The sequence below is a fragment of the Arthrobacter sp. TJ-254 genome, from assembly GCF_058269175.1.
The window spans coordinates 319,451-338,332 of sequence record NZ_JBZCNF010000001.1 but is presented as its reverse complement, the minus strand read 5'-3'; the positions used below and the strand labels follow the sequence as shown (position 1 = coordinate 338,332).

Here is an 18,882-nt window from a genome sequence, read left to right as displayed (position 1 = left end):
CGTTCTACCCGAGAATACTAGCCGCACATCCCTGCGCCTCCCGCGACAATCGCGTGTTGCCGCGGATTCGAAAGGATCAGTTTGGAGCAGCAGAACCGGAAGATCCCGGGCGTGTCGGACCAGCGCGTGATGCTCGTCATCACCACCTTCAACCGCTCGGAGTACCTCCGCCGGCTGCTCGATTCGGTCGAGGTGCTCGACCCGGTCCCCGCCGCCGTCGTCGTTGTCGACAACGCGAGCACCGACGGCACGGCGGAGATCATCGCAGAAGCCGCTGCCCGCTTCCCCTATCCGCTGCTTCACCACCGGCTCGCCGAAAACACCGGCGGCGCGGGAGGGTTTTCGGCCGGAGTGGAGCGGGCGCTCGAAGAAGGCGCCGACTGGCTCTGGCTGATGGACGACGACGTCGAGGCCCTCCCGGGTGCGCTGGCGTCCTTCGCCCCGTGGATGGAGCGCTACTCGTGCATCCACGGCCGCCGGTGGGATGCCGAGGGCAGGCCGTTCTTCTGGCAGCACCGGTTCATCGACTTCCTGGGCATCTACCTTCCGGTGCGCGGCAACGTGTTCGAGCACTCCCCGGTGTTCCGCACCAACGTCGGCTGCTTCGAGGGAATGCTCGTTTCCTCAGGCGCGGTGCGCGAGGTGGGGCTTCCCGATCCGCGGTTCTTCATCAACGGAGACGACTCGACCTACGGCTGGCTCATCTCCCAGCACCACCCCGTTGTCTACGTCGACGAATACGTGCTGCGGAAGACCCGCGTGCAGCGCCGGATCAGCCTGGGGATCCGCCACCTCAACGATTCGAGCAACCTCAGCAGGTTCTATGCCATGCGCAACCGCGGGCACATCGGACAGTACCTGCGCAGCCGGGGCCGGCTCTCCCGGCCAGGCTTCGCCCTGGGCACCGCGCTCACGTTCGGCAAGGAACTGCTGCGGCTTGTCGCCGTCGAGCGCTCGCTGTCCGGCACCGCGGAACTCTGGCGCGGCTGGCGTGCGGCTCGGAGCATCCTGGCCGACCCCGCGTGGCGCCCGATGCCGCCGCTCGTCAAGACCCCTGCCTGAGAAGGAGGCCGCGCTGTACGGAATCGGCGCTTGGTGGAAATCGGCGCCTGATGGAAATCGGAGCTGGACCGGCGGCCCAGGGTGCCGGCTGCATGGGGTCCCGGCTGCATGGGTTCCGGCCGGCTAGTCCCGACTGGCTAGGGCTGGTCCAGCCGCCGTGCTTCGGTCGGACCCGCGCCCGGCGCGGCCTCGCCTTGGGTGCCAGGTGCTGCCGGCGCGGTTCCGCCGCCGGAACCGTCGGCGCCGACGATCGACGGAACAACCCCGCGCAGCCGTTCCAGGGACAGTGTTCCCTGCCGCACCACCCGGAGCAGCTCCCCCGTTGCGTCGACAATGGTCGAGCCGAGGCCCCCGCCGGAGCGCGGGCCGCCGTCGAGATACACCACAGCCGATCCTTCAAGCTGCGCCAGCGCTTCGGCCGCCGTCGAGGCAGCCTGGCTGCCTGTCCGGTTCGCCGAGGAAACGGCAAGCGGGCCGGTCAGGGTCAGCAGGTCCAGGGCCACCCGGTCGTCGGGCATGCGCAGCGCAACGGTTCCGAGGGTTTCACCAAGATCCCAGGTGAGCGAGGGCTGGGCATGGCAGATGAGGGTCAATCCCCCGGGCCAGAACGCCTCGGCAAGGGCGCGGGCTTCGGGGCGGATGTCGGCGGCCAGGCCATCCATCGTCGACAGGCGCGGAATCAGCACCGGCGGCGGCATGTTCCGGCCCCGGCCCTTAGCGGCGAGCAGCGAGGCAACCGCCTGCGGCGAGAAGGCATCGGCGGCGATCCCGTAGACCGTGTCCGTCGGAATCACGACGCACTGCTTGGAGGCGATGGCACGCTGTGCCGCAGCGAGCCCCTCGCTCCGCTGGGCCGGATCGGAACAGTCGTACATGGTGCTCACGCCGTCATCCTTTATCTCTTTTCCATTCAGGCAGGGCCGGGGCCGCAGGCCGGCGGCGGCCAGCACATCTCTGCCATTGTGCACATTTCTGGCATTCTGCGCAGGCGGGACAGCCTGCGCGGCCGGATTGTCAGCGCATCTCCGACATCAGGCGCTCGGGCGCGCCGAACCCCTTGCCCCGGAACCCTGCCGAGTAGGCCCGAAGCCACCGGGTGAAACCGCGTGCGTCGCCCGAGCGCAGGAAGTAGTACGGGAACCCTGCGAGGTCGGCGGCGAACCAGCGCAGGTTCCGGTATTTGCGGGTGAGGTACCCCCGGTTGCGGAAGTAGCAGTAACGCTTGAAGTCGCCCTCCGGCACGACGGGCGTGATGAAGCCGCCGAAGACCGGCTTCATTTCCGTCCAGGTGGCCGGGTGGCGGACCGCGACCGTCGCAACGGTCCCGTATTTCAGGCCGGCCTTCTTGACCCGTGAAAGGAAATCGACCTCGTCGCCGCGGATGAAGAACTTCAGGTCGGGCAGTCCAATGGTGTGGAAGACCTCGCTGCGGATCAGTGCCCCGTTGAAGAAGTGGACCATGTTGGGCAGGTACTTCATTTCCGCCAGGCGTGCCCGGTCGTTGGTCAGCAGGCCGTTGATGCGGAAATTGAACGAAAGCCGGTTCGGATCGGAGGTTGCCGCGACGAGCGGGCTGACGATGTCGAGGCCGTGTTCGTTCGCCGCCCGGAGCAGCTCGGCGAGGCAGGTCTCGTCCTCGGGGTGCCCGTCGTCGTCCATGAGCCAGATCCACTCGGCGCCGGTAGCCAGGGCCGCAAGGATGGAGTACGCGAAGCCGCCGGCTCCGCCGAGGTTCGCCTCCGAGCGCAGGTAGGTGACGTTCTGCCCCGCCGCGGCAACGACCTCCTGCGCAGCGCGCGTGCCCGAATCGACGAGCGCGATGGCGGAAATCGGCGCGGTTTGCTGCGCCAGGGCACGGAGCAGCTGCCCCAGTTCCTCGTGGCGGTCAAAGGTGACTGCCGCTACTGCTACTTTTGCGTGCATCTTAGGCTTCCCCATCGATTCGTTGTGGTGGTGGTGAGACCGCTCCGACGGCGCGTCCCGTGAACACCGCGCTGGTGGCGCGTTCGCGCCCGTTGAGGTCGCGGTGCGTGGTGATGTCCGTCCAGAGACCGGCGCGCTTGAGCATCGAGGCGATCCAGGCGGACTGGACCTCTGCGTGTTCCATCACGAAGAACCCTGCCGGCTTCAGCAGCCGGGCCGCCGTGCGGGCGGCAGCGGTCGGCAGCACCATCCCGTCCTCGCCCCCGCCGTACAGGGCCTCGGGAGGATCGTGAAGCGCCACCTCGGGTTCGTTGGGGATTGCCGCTGCGGGAATGTAGGGAGGATTCGAGACAACGATGTCGAAGGTTCCGTCGTGCTCGGGGAGTGCGTCGGTGAGGTCCGCCCGGACAAGTTCGACACCCCGGGGTGCGAGGTTGACCTCCGCCCAGGCCGCCGCAAGCTCGCTCAGTTCAACGGCGAACACCTTGGCGCCGGGAACCTCGTCCGCCACCGCCGCCGCGATTGCGCCTGAACCGGTGCCGAGGTCGACGATCTTCGGGGACGACAGCGCCGAGCCCCGGTCGATGACAAGCTGCGCCACCGATTCCGTTTCGGGACGCGGAAGGAACACTCCCGGCCCGACGGCGAGCTCAAGATGGCGGAAATAGGCGCGTCCAGTGAGGTGCTGGAGCGGGATGCGCCGGGCCCGCTCACGCACCAGGGCCTCGAATCCTTCCGGCGCGGCGGATCCGAGGATGGCCAGCGCGCGGATCCTGCCGGTGCTTACGCCCAGGAGATGCGCGGCGAGCAGTTCGGCGTCGACCCGCGGGCTGGGCACTCCCGCCTCGGCGAGGGTGCGCGCGGCTGCGGCCAGTGCTGCGTCGAGCGGTTGTTCGGGCAACGCTTAGTCGTCCGCGCCGATGGCGTCGAGGCGGGCCTGCTCGTCCATCTCGATGGCGGCCAGGACCACCGGCTCGAGGTCGCCGTTCATCACGGCGTCGAGGTTGTAGGCCTTGTACCCGGTGCGGTGGTCCGCGATCCGGTTCTCGGGGTAGTTGTAGGTGCGGATGCGCTCGGAGCGGTCCATGGTGCGGATCTGCGACTTGCGGATGTCGGAGTTCGCGGCGTCGATCTTCTCCTGCTCGTGGGCAAGGATGCGCGAGCGAAGCACGCGCATGGCCGCCTCGCGGTTCTGGAGCTGGGACTTCTCGTTCTGCATGGCCACGACGATCCCGGTGGGAAGGTGGGTGATGCGCACGGCGGAGTCGGTGGTGTTGACCGACTGCCCACCGGGACCGGAGGAGCGGTAGACGTCGATCTTCAGGTCGTTCTGGCTGATCTCGACCTCCTCTGGCTCGTCGACCTCGGGCAGGACGAGCACCCCTGCGGCGGAGGTGTGGATGCGCCCCTGCGACTCGGTGACCGGAACGCGCTGGACCCGGTGCACCCCGCCTTCGAACTTCAGGCGCGCGTAGACGCCCTCCGCGGGGTCGTTTGAGGTGCCCTTGATGGCCATCTGGACATCCTTGTAGCCGCCGAGGTCCGACTCCGTTGCCGAGATGAGCTCGGTCTTCCATCCGCGCGATTCGGCGTAGCGGGTGTACATGCGCAGCAGGTCGCCGGCGAACAGGGCCGCCTCGTCGCCGCCTTCGCCGCCCTTGACCTCGATAATGACGTCGCGGCTGTCGTTGGGGTCCCGGGGAATCAGGAGGCGCCGGAGGTTCTCCTGGGCCGTAGCGAGCTGCTCCTCAAGGACGGGAACCTCGGCGGCGAGCTCCGGGTCCTCCCCTGCCATCTCCTGCGCGGCCTCGAGGTCGTCCTTGAGGGTGCTCCACCGGTTGTGCGCATCGACGATGCGTCCGAGCTCCGCGTACCTGCGCCCGAGCCGGCGCGCCAGCGACTGATCGGCGTGGACGGCGGGGTCGGACAGCTGAAGCTGAAGTTCCGCATGCTCGTCGAGCAGGCCCTGGATGGACTCAAACATTGGTGTAAACCTCTTTCGGCTGTTGCAAGCCAGTCTAATGAATCATCGAGGACGCAGAAATCGCAGGGAATCGCCCGGCGGAGCCGTAAGTACTGCGTCCTCGATCGCGGGGGCGCTTAACGAGGCAGCCGCCCAGGATGTGCGGACCGCCCGAGGCGGCCCGCACGCCCGTGGGCGGCTGCTGAAACGCTAATCCGAGTCTTTTGAACCCAGCGTGGTCTTTTGGACCTGCATGAGGAACTCGACGTTTGACTGCGTCTCCCGGATCTTGTTGGTGAGCAGCTCAAGCGCCTGCTGCTGCTCGAGTCCGGAGAGGACGCGGCGCAGCTTCCACATGATCTTGACCTCGTCCGGCGACAGGAGGTTCTCCTCGCGGCGGGTACCCGACGCGTTGACGTCGACTGCGGGGAAGATGCGCTTGTCGGCGAGGTTGCGCGAGAGGCGCAGCTCCATGTTGCCGGTGCCCTTGAACTCCTCGAAGATCACCTCGTCCATCTTTGAACCGGTCTCAACGAGCGCGGTTGCGAGGATGGTCAGCGAGCCGCCGTTCTCGATGTTGCGGGCGGCACCGAAGAAGCGCTTCGGCGGGTACAGCGCCGCCGAGTCCACGCCGCCGGAGAGGATACGTCCCGACGCCGGGGCGGCCAGGTTGTAGGCACGGCCCAGGCGGGTCATCGAATCGAGGAGGACGACGACGTCCTTGCCCATCTCCACGAGCCGCTTGGCGCGCTCGATGGAAAGTTCGGCAACCGTCGTGTGGTCATCGGCCGGCCGGTCGAAGGTCGAGGCAATGACTTCGCCCTTGACCGTCCGCTGCATGTCGGTGACTTCTTCGGGACGTTCGTCGACGAGGACCATCATGAGGTGGACCTCGGGGTTGTTGATGGTGATCGCGTTGGCGATCGCCTGCAGGATCAGCGTCTTACCCGCCTTGGGCGGTGAAACGATGAGCCCGCGCTGGCCCTTGCCGATGGGAGCAACAAGGTCGATCACGCGCGGACCGATCTTCTTGGGCTCGGTCTCCAGGCGCAACCGCTCGGACGGGTACAGCGGCACGAGCTTGGCGAACTCCACCCGGTCCTTGAGGTCATCCGCCGGGAGGGCGTTCACCGAAGTGACGCGGACAAGGGCGTTGAACTTCTGGCGGGTGCTGCTCTGGTTTTCGCCATCGCGCGGGGCACGGATCGCGCCGACGACGGCGTCGCCCTTGCGAAGGTTGTACTTCTTGACCTGGGCGAGCGAAACGTAGACGTCGTTGGGCCCGGGCAGGTAGCCGGAGGTGCGCACGAACGCGTAGTTCTCAAGGACGTCCAGGATGCCGGCAACGGGCAGCAGGACGTCGTCCTCGGTGACCTCGACGTCGTCAACGTCGGGATTCTGGTTGCGTCCGCGGCGGCGGTCATTGCGGTCGGCGCGGTCGCGGAAGCGGCTGCTGCGCTCGTCCTCGCGGGTGCCGCGGTTGGTGCGGTTGCGGCGGTTGCGTCCGCGGCCCTCGTCGTCACCGTTGCGCGAGTCGCCGTTGCGCGAGTCTCCGTTCCGGGTGTCGCCGTTGCGGGTGTCGCCGTTCCGGGAATCCGCGTTGCGGGTGTCGCCGTTGCGGTCGTCATCGCGGTCTGCGCGGGAGCGGTTGCGGTCGCGGCGCTCGTTGCGGTCGCCGCGGCCCTCGCCCGATGCTGCGGCGGGTGCTTCGGCCTGGGCCGGAGCGTCGTCGGCGGCAACCTCGCCGGCGTCTGCGCGGTCGTCGTTCCGGCGTCCGCGCCGGTTGCGCTGGCCCCTGCCGGAAGCCTCGCGTTCGTTGTTTCCGCGGCCCGCGGAATCGGGCTGGTCCGCTGCGGTCTCGCCGGCGGGTGCCTCGGTGGCGGCGGGAGCGGCGTCGGTGGGTGCCTCGGTCGAGGAAAGGGTGCTCACAACGCCGTCGCTGCCCGCCCTGCGGTTGCGGTTGCGGGTGCGGGGGGCGCGCCCTGACTGCTCGGCGGCCTGCGGCTCTGCCGCGGAGTCTGCAATTGACGCGGGAACGTCGTCCTCGGTGCGGACGGCCGGCGCCTTCTGGCGGTCGGCAACGGCCGATCCGCGCTGGTGATCCGAGATGGCGGCAACGAGGTCGCTCTTGCGCATCCTCGAACCACCGGTGATGCCAAGCTGGCCGGCAAGAGCCTGGAGCTGGGCGAGCTTCAAGCCAGCGAGGCCGCTGCTCTTTGAAGCTGGTGCGCTTTCTGTCTCAGCGCTTGTTGTATCCACACCTGGCAACAGGTCAGTGGTATCAGTCACGAAGGATCCTTCCCCCTCGTCGGGCGGCCACCGTTCGAGTGTGCCGCGTTGGTTAGCCCTGCTGCCGCTGTAGATGGACAGGAGGGGTTCGGCTGAACCGCAAGCACTGCGGAACGGCCGGGTGTTCTGGAAGCCTGAGGAAATCCGCGCGTCGGGAAAAATCCTGTCGCAACGATAAGTTCGGAGGCTACACCGGAGAATGTGCTACTGCTGATAAACCTGCAGTTTCACGGCGGTCTAAAGAGAGGACGGCCGGCTCAACAGAAGCACGCTTCAAAACCGTAAGTACGGTTCCTACCTTTGGTGCACTCTTACTTTAGCACCTTCGCGTGCCACATCGAGCCGAAGAATGCGCCACGAGCCGGGCGTGTCGCCTTCCGCAGTCAACGCCTTGAGTTCAGCTGTTATTTCCGCCGCCTGCTCCTCGCCGGCCGCCAGCGTCATCACCGTGGGTCCTGCACCGGAGATGACCGACGCGAAGCCCTTCGAGCGCATTGCCTTGAGGAGCGCGGCACTCGGGGCCATGGCGCTGGCACGCTGGTCCTGGTGGAGGGCGTCCTGCGTTGCGGGAAAGAGGAGGTCGGGGCGGTTCATGAGCGCGTGGACGAGCAGGGCCGCCCGCCCGGCGTTCGCCGCGGCCAGCCCGTGCGCCACCGACACGGGCAGCAGTGCGCGCGCGCTTTCCGTTGAGAGGGCGGTGTCCGGAACAGCCGCTATCGGAATGACGTCGGGGTGCACCTCGAGCCGGGCGCTCGAGTAGGTGCCGTCGGTCTCCCAGGACACGGCGAGCGAACCCATCAGCGCGGGCGCGGCGTTGTCCGGATGTCCCTCGAGGGCCGAGCACCACTGCAGCAGGGCGGCGTCGTCGAGCCGGCCCTCCTCGGGCAGCAGCGCGTTCGCCGCAAGCGCGCCCGAGACGATTGCAGCGGCGGAGGAACCCAGTCCGCGCCCGTGCGGAATGGCGTTGACGGTTTCGACCTCGAGACCCGGCGACGACCAGCCGGCGTGCCGGAGCGTATCGAGCAGGGTGCGTGCCACGAGGTGGTCTGCATCGGTCGGCAGGGCCGCCGAGCCCTCCCCCGTCGGCGCAACGGTGGTGGTGCCGCTGGGCACTGTCCGCACGCGCACCTTGTCGAAGAGCGCAACGGCGAGACCAAGGCTGTCGAACCCGGGACCGAGGTTCGCGCTCGTTGCCGGCACGCTCACCTCGATATCCTGGCCGACGTCGATCCGCCGCGCCGAGGCGGTGACGACGCCGTTGTCAGGAAGCGGCGTGATCCGCATGCGTCTCACCTTCCAGCCCGAGCGCGGCCGCGACGCTGACGACGTCGAAGTCCACCTTCGTTGGCTCAACGTCCGACCCGTCCGCCGTGCGCAGCGCCCACTGCGGGTCCTTCAGGCCGTGGCCGGTGACGGTGATGACGATCGTCTTTCCTTCGGGCACCGCGCCTTCGGCGTGCTTCTTGAGCAGGCCGGCGACCCCGGCGGCCGAGGCAGGCTCCACGAAGACGCCCTCCCGGGAGGAGAGCCAGCGGTGGGCGGCAAGGATTTCATCGTCGGTGACCGCTTCGATGAGCCCGCCGGAGTCGTCGCGGGCTGCGATGGCGAGATCCCAGGAGGCCGGGTTGCCGATCCGGATGGCGGTGGCCAGCGTGTCGGGTTCGCTGATCGGGTGGCCCTTGACCAGCGGTGAGGCGCCCTCGGCCTGGAAGCCCCACATCACCGGGGTCTTCGTCGCCACGGGCGCCAGTTCGCCGTCGGCGGTGGCGTAGGGCGCCGCGTATTCCCGGTAGCCCTTCCAGTAGGCGCTGATGTTCCCGGCATTCCCGACGGGAAGCAGGTGGTAGTCGGGGGCGTCGCCCAGGGAGTCGACGACCTCGAACGCAGCGGTCTTTTGGCCTTCGAGGCGGGCGGGGTTGACCGAGTTCACGAGGAACACCGGGTAGGCTTCGGCGAGCTTGCGGGCCACATCGAGGCAGTTGTCGAAGTTCCCGTTGACCTGGAGGAGCTGCGCGCCGTGGGCGATGGCCTGGCTGAGCTTCCCGAGGGAGATCTTGCCATCCGGCACCAGCACCGCGCAGGTGATTCCGGCCTGGGTGGCATACGCCGCGGCGGAGGCCGAAGTGTTGCCCGTCGAGGCGCACACAACGGCCTTGGCCCCTGCCGCGACGGCGGCGGTCATCGCCATGGTCATCCCGCGGTCCTTGAAGGAGCCGGTCGGGTTCATCCCCTCGACCTTCAGGTACACCTCGGAGCCGGTCAGCTCCGAGAGCGCCCGTGCGCGCACCAGCGGGGTTCCCCCCTCGCCGAGGGTGATGACCTCCGTGGAGTCGGTGACGGGCAGTCGGTCGGCGTACTCGCGGATGACTCCGCGCCACTGGTGGGCCACTTAGATTCCCTCTACTCGAAGAACTGATGTAACGGCGTTGATGATGGGCAGGGCGGCAACCTGCTTGACGGTTGCCGCAAGCGAAGCCTCGGTGCCCCGGTGGGTGACGATGCGCAGTTCCGCGGTTCCCTCAATGCCCGGGCCGGCCGAGTGGATCCGCTGGCGCATCGTCTCGATCGAGACGCCATTGTCGGCGAAGATCGTCGCGATCTTCGCGAGCACTCCGGGCTGGTCCAGCACGTCGAGTCCGATGCAGTAGCTGGTGGTCACCGAATCGATCGCCAGCGCAGGAACGTGTCCGGTTGTCGTCTCGGTGCGGCCGGGGCCGCCGAGCACCATGCGGCGTGCGGCGCTGATGACGTCGCCGAGCACGGCCGACGCCGTCGGCGTTCCTCCGGCACCCTGGCCGTAAAACATGAGTTCGCCCGCGTTCTCGGCCTCGATGAAGACGGCGTTGAAGGCTCCGTGGACGGCGGCAAGGGGGTGGTCGGCCGGCAGGAGCGTCGGGTGGACCCTCACGTTGACGCCGTCCTCGCCGGCCGCATCGCGCAGCAGTTCGGCGATGGCGAGCAGCTTGATGACGTAGCCGTCCTCCTTGGCCGCAGCGATGTCCTCTGCGCTTACGCCCGTGATGCCCTCGCAGCTGACGTTCTCGAGCCCGAACCGCGTGTGGAAGGACAGCGAGGCGAGGATCGCGGCCTTCGCGGCGGCGTCGTGGCCTTCGACGTCGGCGGTCGGGTCGGCTTCGGCGTAGCCGAGGTCCTGCGCCTGGCGCAGGGCGTCGGCGAACTGCGCCCCGGTCGAGTGCATCTGGTCGAGGATGTAGTTCGTCGTGCCGTTGACGATCCCGAGCACCCGGGTAATGCGGTCGCCCGACAGGCTGTCGCGGATGGGCCGCAGGATGGGGATCGCGCCGGCCACCGCCGCCTCATAGGAGAGCTCCACTCCGGCGGCGTCGGCCTTTTCGTAGAGCGCCGGCCCGTCCTGGGCGAAGAGGGCCTTGTTGCCGCTGACCACTGTTGCTCCGTGCTCGATCGCGCGGAGGATCAGCGTCCGGGCCGGTTCGATGCCGCCCATGAGTTCGATGACGATATCGGCGTCCTCGACGAGCGCTGCGGCGTCGGTGGTGAACAGTTCGCGCGGCAGGTTTCCGGCGCGCTCTGTTTCGAGGGAGCGGACGGCGATGCCGGTGAGTTCAAGCGGGGCCCCGGCGCGGGCGCCGAGAGCTTCGGCGTCGTCGAGGAGGATGCGCGCCACCTGGGATCCGACGTTCCCGGAGCCGAGGAGGGCAACGCGCAGGGTCTTGCCCGAAGGCGATCCATTGTTTTTCATGCGGTTCGCTCGGCTCCTGTTGTTTCGAGGGGGCTGTGCGGGGCGGCCCGGGGAATGTCGCGGGCCAGCAGGTCGTCCTCGGTCTCGCCGCGGATGATCAGGCGCGCCTTTCCGTCGGCGACCGCCACGACCGGCGGCCGCGCAAGGTAGTTGTAGTTGCTCGACAGGGACCAGCAGTAGGCGCCGGTTCCCGGAACCGCGAGGAGGTCTCCCGCACCGGCATCGGCCGGAAGGTAGACGTCGCGGACAACGATGTCGCCGCTCTCGCAGTGCTTGCCCACAACGCGGGAGAGGACGGGGTCCGCCTCCGACGCCCGGGAGGCAAGGACGGCCGAGTAGTCGGCGTCGTAGAGCACCGGGCGGGCGTTGTCGCTCATTCCGCCGTCAACGGAGATGTAGCGGCGCGGTGAGGTTGCCGGCGGGTTGTCCGGCTGCCCGGCGGCCGCGTCGACGTGAACGGTCTTGGTGACCCCGGCGGTGTAGAGCGTGAACGTGCTGGGGCCGCTGATGGCCCTCCCGGGTTCGATGGAGATGCGCGGCACGGCGAGTGACAGTTCGGCGCAGGTGGAGCCGACCACCCCGGCCATGGCCCGGGCGATCTCGGCGGCCGGCCGCGGCTCGTCGGCCTCCGTGTAGGCGATGCCGTATCCGCCGCCGAGGTCCAGTTCGGGGAGCTCGATGCCGTGGCGGTCCCTCACTCCGGCGAGGAAGCCGAGGAGGCGGCGCGCCGCGAGCTCGAAGCCCTCGGATTCGAAGATCTGCGACCCGATATGGCAGTGGACGCCGAGGAGGTTGATTCCCGGATCGGCGAGCGCCGCTGCGACGGCCTGTGCCGCCGGAGAGGCACCGGAGACGTCGGCTGTTGCGGCGTCGGCCGCGAGGGAGAGCCCGAACTTCTGGTCCTCGTGCGCCGTTGCGATGAATTCGTGGGTTGAGGCGTGGACGCCGGGGGTCAGCCGCAGCAGGACGTTCGCCTGCCGTCCGCGCGCTGCGGCGAGTGAGCCCACAACCTCGATCTCCTCGAGGCTGTCAACGACGATCCTCCCGAGGTCGAGGTCGAGCGCGCGGTTGATTTCAGCCGCCGACTTGTTGTTGCCGTGAAGGCCGAGGCGGTGTCCCGGGATCCCGGCACGCATCGCGACGGCAAGCTCGCCGCCGGAGCAGGTGTCGAGACCCAGCCCCTCCTCTGCCACCCAGTGCGCCACCTCCGTGCAGAGGAACGACTTGCCGGCGTAGAAGACGTCGACTCCGCCGCACAGGTCCTTAAAGGCGTCGTTGAAGGCGTCGCGGAAAGCCCGGGCGCGGGAGCGGAAGTCTGCCTCCGAGACGACGAACAGGGGCGTTCCGAACTCGCGGGCAAGCTGGTCCACGGGAACGCCGTCGATTTCAAGGACGCCTCCTTCGGCCCGCTGCACATCCGTTGCCCAGAGCTTGCGCTCCAGGGTGTGCGAATCCCGGGGGACGGTCAGCCAGCCGGGGGCGAGCGGGGATGCCTGCGCCATCGCTACATCCTCTCCGGTGCCGAGACGCCGAGCAGCCCGAGCCCGTTGGCGAGCACCTGCTGCGTCGCGTTATTGAGCCAGAGCCGGCTCCGGTGCACCTCACCGACGGGTTCCTCGCCCACCGGTGAGATGCGGCAGGCGTCGTACCAGCGGTGGTAGGTTCCGGCGATGACTTCGAGGTGCCTGGCGATCCGGTGCGGTTCACGGAACGCCGCGGCCTGCGCCGTCACGCCGGGAAACTGCCCCAGCGCGGCGAGGAGCTCGCCTTCGGTGGGGTGGGCGAGCGACGCGGCGTCGAAGCTGCTGGTGTCGACGCCGGCCGAGACCGCATTGCGTTCGACGGCGTGGGTGCGGGCGTGGGCGTACTGCACATAGAACACGGGGTTCTCGTTGCTCCGCTTGGTCAGGAGGTCGAGGTCAATATCGATGTTCGAGTCCGCCGAGAAACGCGCAAGCGTGTAGCGGGCGGCGTCGACACCGACGGCCTCCACGAGGTCCTCGAGCGTGACGACGGTGCCGTACCGCTTGGACATGCGCACCGGCTTGCCCTCCTTCACGAGGTTCACGAGCTGGCCGATCATGACTTCGATGGTGTCGGGGTCGTCCCCCAGCGCCGCGGCGGCCGCCTTGAGCCGGGCCACGTAGCCGTGGTGGTCGGCGCCGAGCATGATGATGTTCAGGTCGAAGCCCCGCTGGCGCTTGTTGACCATATAGCCGATGTCACCGGCAATATAGGCAGGGGTGCCGTCCGAGCGGATCACGACGCGGTCGCGGTCGTCGCCGAAGTCGGTCGACTTCAGCCACCAGGCGCCGTCCTCGAAGAACAGGTTGCCCGAGTTTTTCAGCTGGTCGAGCAGTCCCTCGACGAAGTTGTTCTCGAAGAGGGAGCGCTCGTGGAAGTACACGTCGAAGTCGACGCCGAAGTCGTGGAGTGACTTCTTGATGTCGGTGAACATGAGGTCGACGCCGATGGCGCGGAACTGCTCGAGCGCCTCGTCCTCCGGCAGGGAGGGGATCGAGGGGTCCTTGGCGAGCACCCGCTGGGCGATGTCGATGATGTACTGTCCGCCGTATCCGTTCTCCGGCGCGGGCTGGCCCATTGCGCTCGCGTAGAGGGAGCGGGCGAAGCGGTCGATCTGTGCGCCGTGGTCGTTGAAGTAGTACTCGCGGGTGACGTCGGCGCCCTGCGACTGCAGGATGCGGGCCAGGGCGTCTCCCACTGCGGCCCACCGGGTGCCTCCGATGTGGATCGGCCCGGTCGGGTTGGCGGAGACGAATTCCAGGTTGATCTTCCGCCCGGCGAGGGTCGAATTGGTCCCGTAGGCCTTGCCCGCTTCGACGATGGTGCGGGCGAGCCCGCCCGCGGCCCCGGCGTCGAGGCGGATGTTGAGGAAGCCAGGTCCGGCGATCTCCACGGAGCGGACACCCTCGATGCCCTCGAGGCGGGAACTGAGGATCTGGGCGAACTGCCGCGGGTTCATTCCCGCCTGCTTCGACAGTTGAAGGGCGATGTTTGTTGCCCAGTCGCCGTGCTCGCGGTTCTTCGGCCGCTCAACGCGCACCTCGGTGGGCAGCTCGATGTCGAATTCGCCGTCGGCAATGGCGTTCTTCAGGCAAGCGGATATGGCGGCGGAAAGCTCTTCAGGAGTCACGTGTCCAGCATAACGGCGAGCCGGGGCGCGAGCCGTTTTGTGTGACGGCCGCGGCAGGAGTGAATGTGCCGGCGGTGCTTCACCATCCGTCGGCCACCTTGCAACGAATACCAGTCAGCTACGTAGTATTCAAGGTATTCATATCAGCCGCACCATCGGGTAGCTCGACGTGGAGCGCGTTTTCCGGTACCCAACGGGGACACCGGCGCCAACCTGAGGAGAAGCAATCGTGAAAATCGAAAATGCCGGACGCACCACGACCGACTCTTCAGCAGCGCCGGCCCCGGCCCGCCCTTCCGCGCGGAGATCGCGGCCGGTTCTGGCCGCGCTCGCGGCGGTGACACTGCTCGGCGCCGCAGGATGCGCCGGCAGCGAGCCCCAGGAGGCGGCCGGCGCGGATGCTGCGCCTTCGAGCACTGCACCTGCGGACACCGCTCCCTCCACCGCGCCGTCGTCCGGCGGGGAATCGACGGACGCCGCTGCCGCGGAACAGATGTATAAGGACGGCGAATACACCTCGGTCGGTTCCTATGTCTCCCCCGGAGGAACCGAGGAGATCGGTGTGACCCTGACCCTTGAGAAGGATGTGGTCACCGCCGTCGCAACCGAGCCCATGCCGAGCAATCCGACGGCGAAGCTCTACCAGGCGCGGTTCAGCGGCGGCATCGAGGACCAGATCGTCGGCAAGAAGCTCGACGACCTGGCGGTCGACAAGGTTGCCGGGTCGTCCCTGACCAGCGGCGGATTCGCGCAGGCCGCCGACAAGATCAAGGGTGAGGCGCGCCTCTAGCGCACCGCCATGGTGTCGGAAACGAGCAGTTTCAGCTTCGAGGCGATTGGAACGTCCTGGCAGGTGGACACCGCGCATCCCGTTGAGCCCCGGCTCAGGGAGGCAATCGGCCGCCTGGTCGAAGACTACGACGCGCTGTATTCGCGCTTCCGCACCGACTCGGGCGTCGCCGCCCTCGCGGCGTCCGGGGGCCGCCTCGAACTGCCGGACCACGGCGAGCCGCTGGGCCGCCTCTTCCGGACGCTGTACCGCCTCACCGGAGGATCGCTCTCCCCGCTGGCCGGGGAGGTCCTCGCCCATCTCGGGTACGACGCCGGCTACAGCTTCGTTCCAAAGGGCCCCGCGGCGCCGGCACGGGCGTGGCCAAGTGCCCTCGGCTGGGAGGGAACGTTGATCACGGCGCACGAGCCCGTTCTCCTCGACGTCGGCGCGGCGGGCAAGGGGCAGCTCGTTGACCTGGTTGCCGGCCTACTTGCGGCCCAGGGACACGACGAGTTCGTTGTGGACGCAAGCGGCGACATGCTCCACCGCGGCGGGAAGCCCCTGCGGGTGGGCCTCGAGCACCCCTACGATCCCACCCGGGCTGTCGGGGTGCTCGAGCTGAAGGACCGGGCGCTGTGCGCCTCGGCATCGAACCGAAGGACCTGGGCGGACGGGCTCCACCATGTCGTTGACGCCGCCACCGGCCGGTGCGTGGATACAGTGGTTGCGACGTGGGCCCTCGCCTGCGACGCGATGACCGCCGATGCCCTCGCCACCGCACTGTTCCTCGCCGAACCCGAGGTCCTTGCCGCCGAGTTCACCTTCGACTACGTCCAGGTCTTCTCCGACGGACGCGCCCGCTGTTCTCCTTCCCTGATCGGAGCGTTGTTCTCATGCTGAGCAGAATCGACCGGATTCTTGGCCGCTTCACCATGTACCGGCTGACCCTTCTGCTGCTGATCGTTCTCGCAGCCGTCTCGCTTGCCCTTTCCGCGGCCGGGCTCCTTGCCTTCACCCCGGCCGAGCTTGGCGGAACCCTCGGTGTTGCAGTGCTTTCCTCGTGGGGCGGCACACGCGTCATGGCCCTGATGCTGCGCAGCCGTCCGCACAACGAATCGTCGATCATCACCGGGCTGATCCTTTACTTCGTGATGTTCCCCGCGGCGACCGCCGAGGGCCTTGGCGGGGTGGCCGTGGCGGGGCTGGCGGCAGCGGCGTCGAAATACCTCATCGCCGTGCGGGGCCGCCACATCCTCAACCCGGCCGCGGCCGGAGCGGTCACCGCCACGCTGTTCGGCGTCTCGGCGGCCGGCTGGTGGGTTGCCAACCCGTACCTGCTCCCCCTCGTCGCCGCGGGGGCCGCGGTGCTGCTGTACCGGACGCGGAAGCTGCTGCTGGGTGCCGTCTTCATCGGCCTGGCCACCGCGCTCCTCGTCGCCGGGCTGGTGTCCGGCGGGGTTTCCCCGCTTGAGGGAGCCTCCCTGGTCCTCACCTCCTACCCGGTGCTGTTCCTCGCCGGGTTCATGCTCTCCGAGCCGTTGACCCTGCCGCCGCTGCGCTGGCAGCAGCTGCTCATCGCCGTGATCGTCGCAGTGCTCTTCGCCGCCCAGATCAGCATCGGCCCGGTCCTGCTTGGACCAGAGTTCGCGCTCGTCATCGGCAACGCAGTGGCCTTCCTGCTCGGGCAGCGCCGGGGCATCCGCCTCTCCTTCACCTCAAGCCGCCCCCTGACCCCCACCAGCACCGAACTCTCCTTCCGTCCTGCCCACCCCGTGCGGTTCAGGGCGGGGCAGTACGTCGAGCTCGACCTGCCGCACGAACGCACCGACCTCCGCGGGTCGCGGCGGGTCTTCAGCATCACCTCGGCGCCACAGGACACCGGAGAGCTGAGTCTCGGGCTGCGCGTCTCAACACCTGGCAGCAGCTTCAAAAAGACGCTGCTCGGGCTGAGGCAGGGGGCCACGGTCCGGGGCACTGTGGTTGGGGGCGACTTCCGGCTGCCGCGGAATCCGGGTGTTCCGCTGCTGCTCGCGGCCGGGGGAATCGGCATCACACCGTTCATGAGCCAGCTGCGGGACCTTGCGGCGCGCTCCGAGGAGCGGGACATCGTGCTCGTCTATACGGTGACCAGTGCCGAGGAGATCGCCTACCTGGCCGAACTTGAGGCGCTTGGCGTCCCGGTTGTGCTCTTCGCCGACCGGCAGCCCGCGGGCGGCCTTCCGCCGCGCTGGCGGTACGCGGGAACGAGACGCCCGACGCCTGAAGCGCTGGGCGCCGAGGTGCCTGACCTGCGGGCGCGGAAGATCTACGCCTCCGGCTCTCCGCGGTTCCTCTCCTCCTTCAAGTCAGCGGTCCGCGGGGCGGGCGGCGGCAAGGTCTCAACCGACGCGTTCCTGGGTTACTGATGTGGGTTACTGATGGAGGGGTACTGACACTGCGAACCGGCCCTCGGGCGGGGTGCTGCGGTGCGGAAAGGCACCGGTCAGCGCAGCGTTTCCACTCAACTGATTCCACCTGCTAAGCTCATTAAGTCCCTAACGGCGACGGAGAAAATCCGTCCCATGCCTTCGTAGCTCAGGGGATAGAGCGTCTGCCTCCGGAGCAGAAGGTCGTAGGTTCGAATCCTATCGAGGGCACAACAAGCCAGGTCGAAAGATCATCGGCGCGCACCGCCGCCGGCCCCTTGGGCCGGCGGCGGTTTCCGCTTTAAGGGGCGGTCAGCTGCGCTCCGGGGCGAAGCCGTCGCGGTAGAGATCGCGCAGCAGGGCCACTTCGGCGAGGTGGTGGATCATCTCCCGGTTGATGTGGAGCACAAGGGCCAGCATGGGTGAGGCTGCGAACGGCCCCTCGGCCGGGCCAACGGGGCGGGCCAGCGCTTCATCGTCAAGCGCCGAGACGGCTCCGATCCATTGCCCGTAAAGTCCGTCGAGGCGTTCCAGGGCGGCGTCGGCCGTTCCCGGGTAGTCGAAGCTGCGGTAGGTGATCGGCTCGCCGCCGAAATGGGAGCCGACCCGCTCCCCCAGCACGCCGACGATCACGTGGCACAGCCGCCAGGCGATGGTGGTGACCGGCGGCGGCACCGGCTCGGGAACCGCATACTCGATGACAAACCGGCCGGAACCTGCGTTGATCGGCGCCACCGCCTCCCCGCGCGGCCGCACGCTCCAGCAGCCGGCAACGGGCTCCCAGAAGTACTCCCCGTCACTGAGCCCCTCGAGCCGCGGCCGCGCCTGGTTTTTCCAGTGCCACGAGAGCTGTTCCGCGAGTTCGTTGGCGAGGATCATTGCGCCGATCCCTCCATCAGCTTGTAGATCCCCCGCACGTCGCGCTTGCCCCAAAAAAGCATCCAGTTCGCAACGGTCTCGGAATCCATGACGTCGAGCGTCCTGAAGATCTCGGCCGCGAACTCCACGGGAGCCCACGATCCGGCCGTCACCACCCTGCCGTCGCTCACTGCGAGCTCCTCCCGATAGAGCGCCGAGCCTGCGTAGCCGGGAAGTTCGGCAAGTCCTTCGGCGGTGTTCGCTGTGTGGGCGACGTCGTTGAGAAGTCCCGCTCCGGCGAGCGCGTCGACGGCGCCGCAGATCGCCGCGACGGGAGCGCCGTCGTCCTTGAGCTGAGCGGCGAGGTCGAGCACAGCCGTGTTCGCACCACGGTCAGCCCAGCCGGTTCCGCCGGGGAGGAGCAGGGCATCGACCTGGTCCGCTGAGATGTCGGCGAGCGCCTGGTCCGGCGTCACCGTCATGCCGCCCATCGTGCGGACCGGTCGGCCGTCGGTCGAGGCTGTGCTCAGCCGTACCGTTGGCTCCGGACGCAGGAACTGGCCACCGGCCAGTTCGGCGGCAGCGTAGCCGACCTCCCAGTCGGCCATTCCCTGGGGAAGGTACAACAGGACATTAAGGGTGGCGCTCATCGTTTCCTCCTGGGATGCCGGACCGGCGGGTCACTCCAAGGGTAGGAAGCGATGCGGACAGCTTTTGTCCGGGGTGGGAGGTAGG

At 68.2% G+C, this 18,882-nt stretch carries 16 protein-coding genes and 1 tRNA gene; 5 read left to right on the top strand and 12 right to left on the bottom strand.

Features of this window, described 5'->3' with window-relative positions; translation table 11 throughout:
- Positions 1 to 81 precede the first annotated feature (81 nt).
- Positions 82 to 1,062: a glycosyltransferase gene (locus tag AC4D14_RS01560; protein WP_490899830.1), complete on the top strand. Its 981-nt coding sequence runs from the start codon at positions 82 to 84 to the stop codon at positions 1,060 to 1,062.
- Between the two features lie 137 nt (positions 1,063 to 1,199).
- On the opposite strand, the gene AC4D14_RS01555 is transcribed toward AC4D14_RS01560, so the two are convergent.
- From AC4D14_RS01555 to argS, 10 genes are all read right to left on the bottom strand, one after another.
- The gene (locus AC4D14_RS01555; protein WP_490899829.1) at positions 1,200 to 1,946 is read right to left on the bottom strand and encodes an L-threonylcarbamoyladenylate synthase; all 747 of its coding nucleotides are present in this window, start codon (positions 1,944 to 1,946) and stop codon (positions 1,200 to 1,202) included.
- Positions 1,947 to 2,076: 130 nt separating this feature from the next.
- Positions 2,077 to 2,985 carry a glycosyltransferase gene (locus AC4D14_RS01550; RefSeq protein WP_490899828.1) on the bottom strand — a complete coding sequence of 303 codons (909 nt, stop codon included), beginning with the start codon at positions 2,983 to 2,985 and terminating at the stop codon, positions 2,077 to 2,079.
- Between the two features lies 1 nt (position 2,986).
- Positions 2,987 to 3,886 (bottom strand): peptide chain release factor N(5)-glutamine methyltransferase, encoded by a 900-nt coding sequence (gene prmC / locus AC4D14_RS01545; RefSeq protein WP_490899827.1) that lies wholly within the window; start codon positions 3,884 to 3,886, stop codon positions 2,987 to 2,989.
- 3 nt (positions 3,887 to 3,889) lie between these two features.
- Entirely contained in the window at positions 3,890 to 4,969 is a 1,080-nt protein-coding gene (gene prfA, locus AC4D14_RS01540; RefSeq protein WP_490899826.1) for a peptide chain release factor 1, read from the bottom strand.
- Between the two features lie 189 nt (positions 4,970 to 5,158).
- Complete coding sequence (gene rho / locus AC4D14_RS01535) at positions 5,159 to 7,237, bottom strand: transcription termination factor Rho (protein ID WP_490899825.1); 2,079 nt, start codon at positions 7,235 to 7,237, stop codon at positions 5,159 to 5,161.
- 294 nt (positions 7,238 to 7,531) lie between these two features.
- A complete protein-coding gene (gene thrB / locus AC4D14_RS01530; protein ID WP_490899824.1) occupies positions 7,532 to 8,521 on the bottom strand; it encodes a homoserine kinase in 990 nt (329 codons plus the stop codon).
- The gene (gene thrC, locus AC4D14_RS01525) at positions 8,499 to 9,626 is read right to left on the bottom strand and encodes a threonine synthase (protein WP_490899823.1); all 1,128 of its coding nucleotides are present in this window, start codon (positions 9,624 to 9,626) and stop codon (positions 8,499 to 8,501) included. Before thrC ends, thrB begins: the two co-directional genes overlap by 23 nt.
- On the bottom strand, positions 9,627 to 10,958 hold the full coding sequence (locus AC4D14_RS01520; RefSeq protein WP_490899822.1) for a homoserine dehydrogenase: 1,332 nt from the start codon (positions 10,956 to 10,958) through the stop codon (positions 9,627 to 9,629). It lies immediately after the preceding gene.
- A complete protein-coding gene (lysA, locus tag AC4D14_RS01515; RefSeq protein ID WP_490899821.1) occupies positions 10,955 to 12,460 on the bottom strand; it encodes a diaminopimelate decarboxylase in 1,506 nt (501 codons plus the stop codon). Before lysA ends, AC4D14_RS01520 begins: the two co-directional genes overlap by 4 nt.
- A gap of 2 nt (positions 12,461 to 12,462) precedes the next feature.
- Positions 12,463 to 14,112 (bottom strand): arginine--tRNA ligase, encoded by a 1,650-nt coding sequence (gene argS / locus AC4D14_RS01510; protein WP_490899820.1) that lies wholly within the window; start codon positions 14,110 to 14,112, stop codon positions 12,463 to 12,465.
- Between the two features lie 229 nt (positions 14,113 to 14,341).
- Here argS and AC4D14_RS01505 point away from each other — a divergent pair, with 229 nt between their 5' ends.
- From AC4D14_RS01505 to AC4D14_RS01490, 4 genes are all read left to right on the top strand, one after another.
- Positions 14,342 to 14,902: a hypothetical protein gene (locus tag AC4D14_RS01505; RefSeq protein WP_490899819.1), complete on the top strand. Its 561-nt coding sequence runs from the start codon at positions 14,342 to 14,344 to the stop codon at positions 14,900 to 14,902.
- A gap of 9 nt (positions 14,903 to 14,911) precedes the next feature.
- Positions 14,912 to 15,784, top strand: a complete 873-nt coding sequence (locus AC4D14_RS01500; RefSeq protein WP_490899818.1) for an FAD:protein FMN transferase — start codon at positions 14,912 to 14,914, stop codon at positions 15,782 to 15,784.
- A complete protein-coding gene (locus AC4D14_RS01495; RefSeq protein WP_490899817.1) occupies positions 15,778 to 17,289 on the top strand; it encodes an FAD-dependent oxidoreductase in 1,512 nt (503 codons plus the stop codon). Before AC4D14_RS01500 ends, AC4D14_RS01495 begins: the two co-directional genes overlap by 7 nt.
- A gap of 158 nt (positions 17,290 to 17,447) precedes the next feature.
- A tRNA-Arg gene (locus AC4D14_RS01490) sits at positions 17,448 to 17,520 on the top strand.
- Positions 17,521 to 17,601: 81 nt separating this feature from the next.
- Here AC4D14_RS01490 and AC4D14_RS01485 read toward each other — a convergent pair.
- Together AC4D14_RS01485 and AC4D14_RS01480 are read right to left on the bottom strand one after the other, a co-directional pair.
- On the bottom strand, positions 17,602 to 18,168 hold the full coding sequence (locus tag AC4D14_RS01485) for a DinB family protein (RefSeq protein WP_490899816.1): 567 nt from the start codon (positions 18,166 to 18,168) through the stop codon (positions 17,602 to 17,604).
- The gene (locus AC4D14_RS01480; protein WP_490899815.1) at positions 18,165 to 18,797 is read right to left on the bottom strand and encodes a DJ-1/PfpI family protein; all 633 of its coding nucleotides are present in this window, start codon (positions 18,795 to 18,797) and stop codon (positions 18,165 to 18,167) included. Before AC4D14_RS01480 ends, AC4D14_RS01485 begins: the two co-directional genes overlap by 4 nt.
- Positions 18,798 to 18,882 lie beyond the last annotated feature (85 nt).

Bases quoted from the DNA above. Each gene is read 5' to 3' on its own strand.
- AC4D14_RS01550 (WP_490899828.1), bottom strand. From the start codon at position 2,985: ATGCACGCAAAAGTAGCAGTAGCGGCAGTCACCTTTGACCGCCACGAG.
- prfA (WP_490899826.1), bottom strand. From the start codon at position 4,969: ATGTTTGAGTCCATCCAGGGCCTGCTCGACGAGCATGCGGAACTTCAG.
- thrB (WP_490899824.1), bottom strand. From the start codon at position 8,521: ATGCGGATCACGCCGCTTCCTGACAACGGCGTCGTCACCGCCTCGGCG.
- AC4D14_RS01520 (WP_490899822.1), bottom strand. From the start codon at position 10,958: ATGAAAAACAATGGATCGCCTTCGGGCAAGACCCTGCGCGTTGCCCTC.
- lysA (WP_490899821.1), bottom strand. From the start codon at position 12,460: ATGGCGCAGGCATCCCCGCTCGCCCCCGGCTGGCTGACCGTCCCCCGG.
- AC4D14_RS01500 (WP_490899818.1), top strand. From the start codon at position 14,912: ATGGTGTCGGAAACGAGCAGTTTCAGCTTCGAGGCGATTGGAACGTCC.
- AC4D14_RS01495 (WP_490899817.1), top strand. From the start codon at position 15,778: ATGCTGAGCAGAATCGACCGGATTCTTGGCCGCTTCACCATGTACCGG.
- AC4D14_RS01485 (WP_490899816.1), bottom strand. From the start codon at position 18,168: ATGATCCTCGCCAACGAACTCGCGGAACAGCTCTCGTGGCACTGGAAA.
- AC4D14_RS01480 (WP_490899815.1), bottom strand. From the start codon at position 18,797: ATGAGCGCCACCCTTAATGTCCTGTTGTACCTTCCCCAGGGAATGGCC.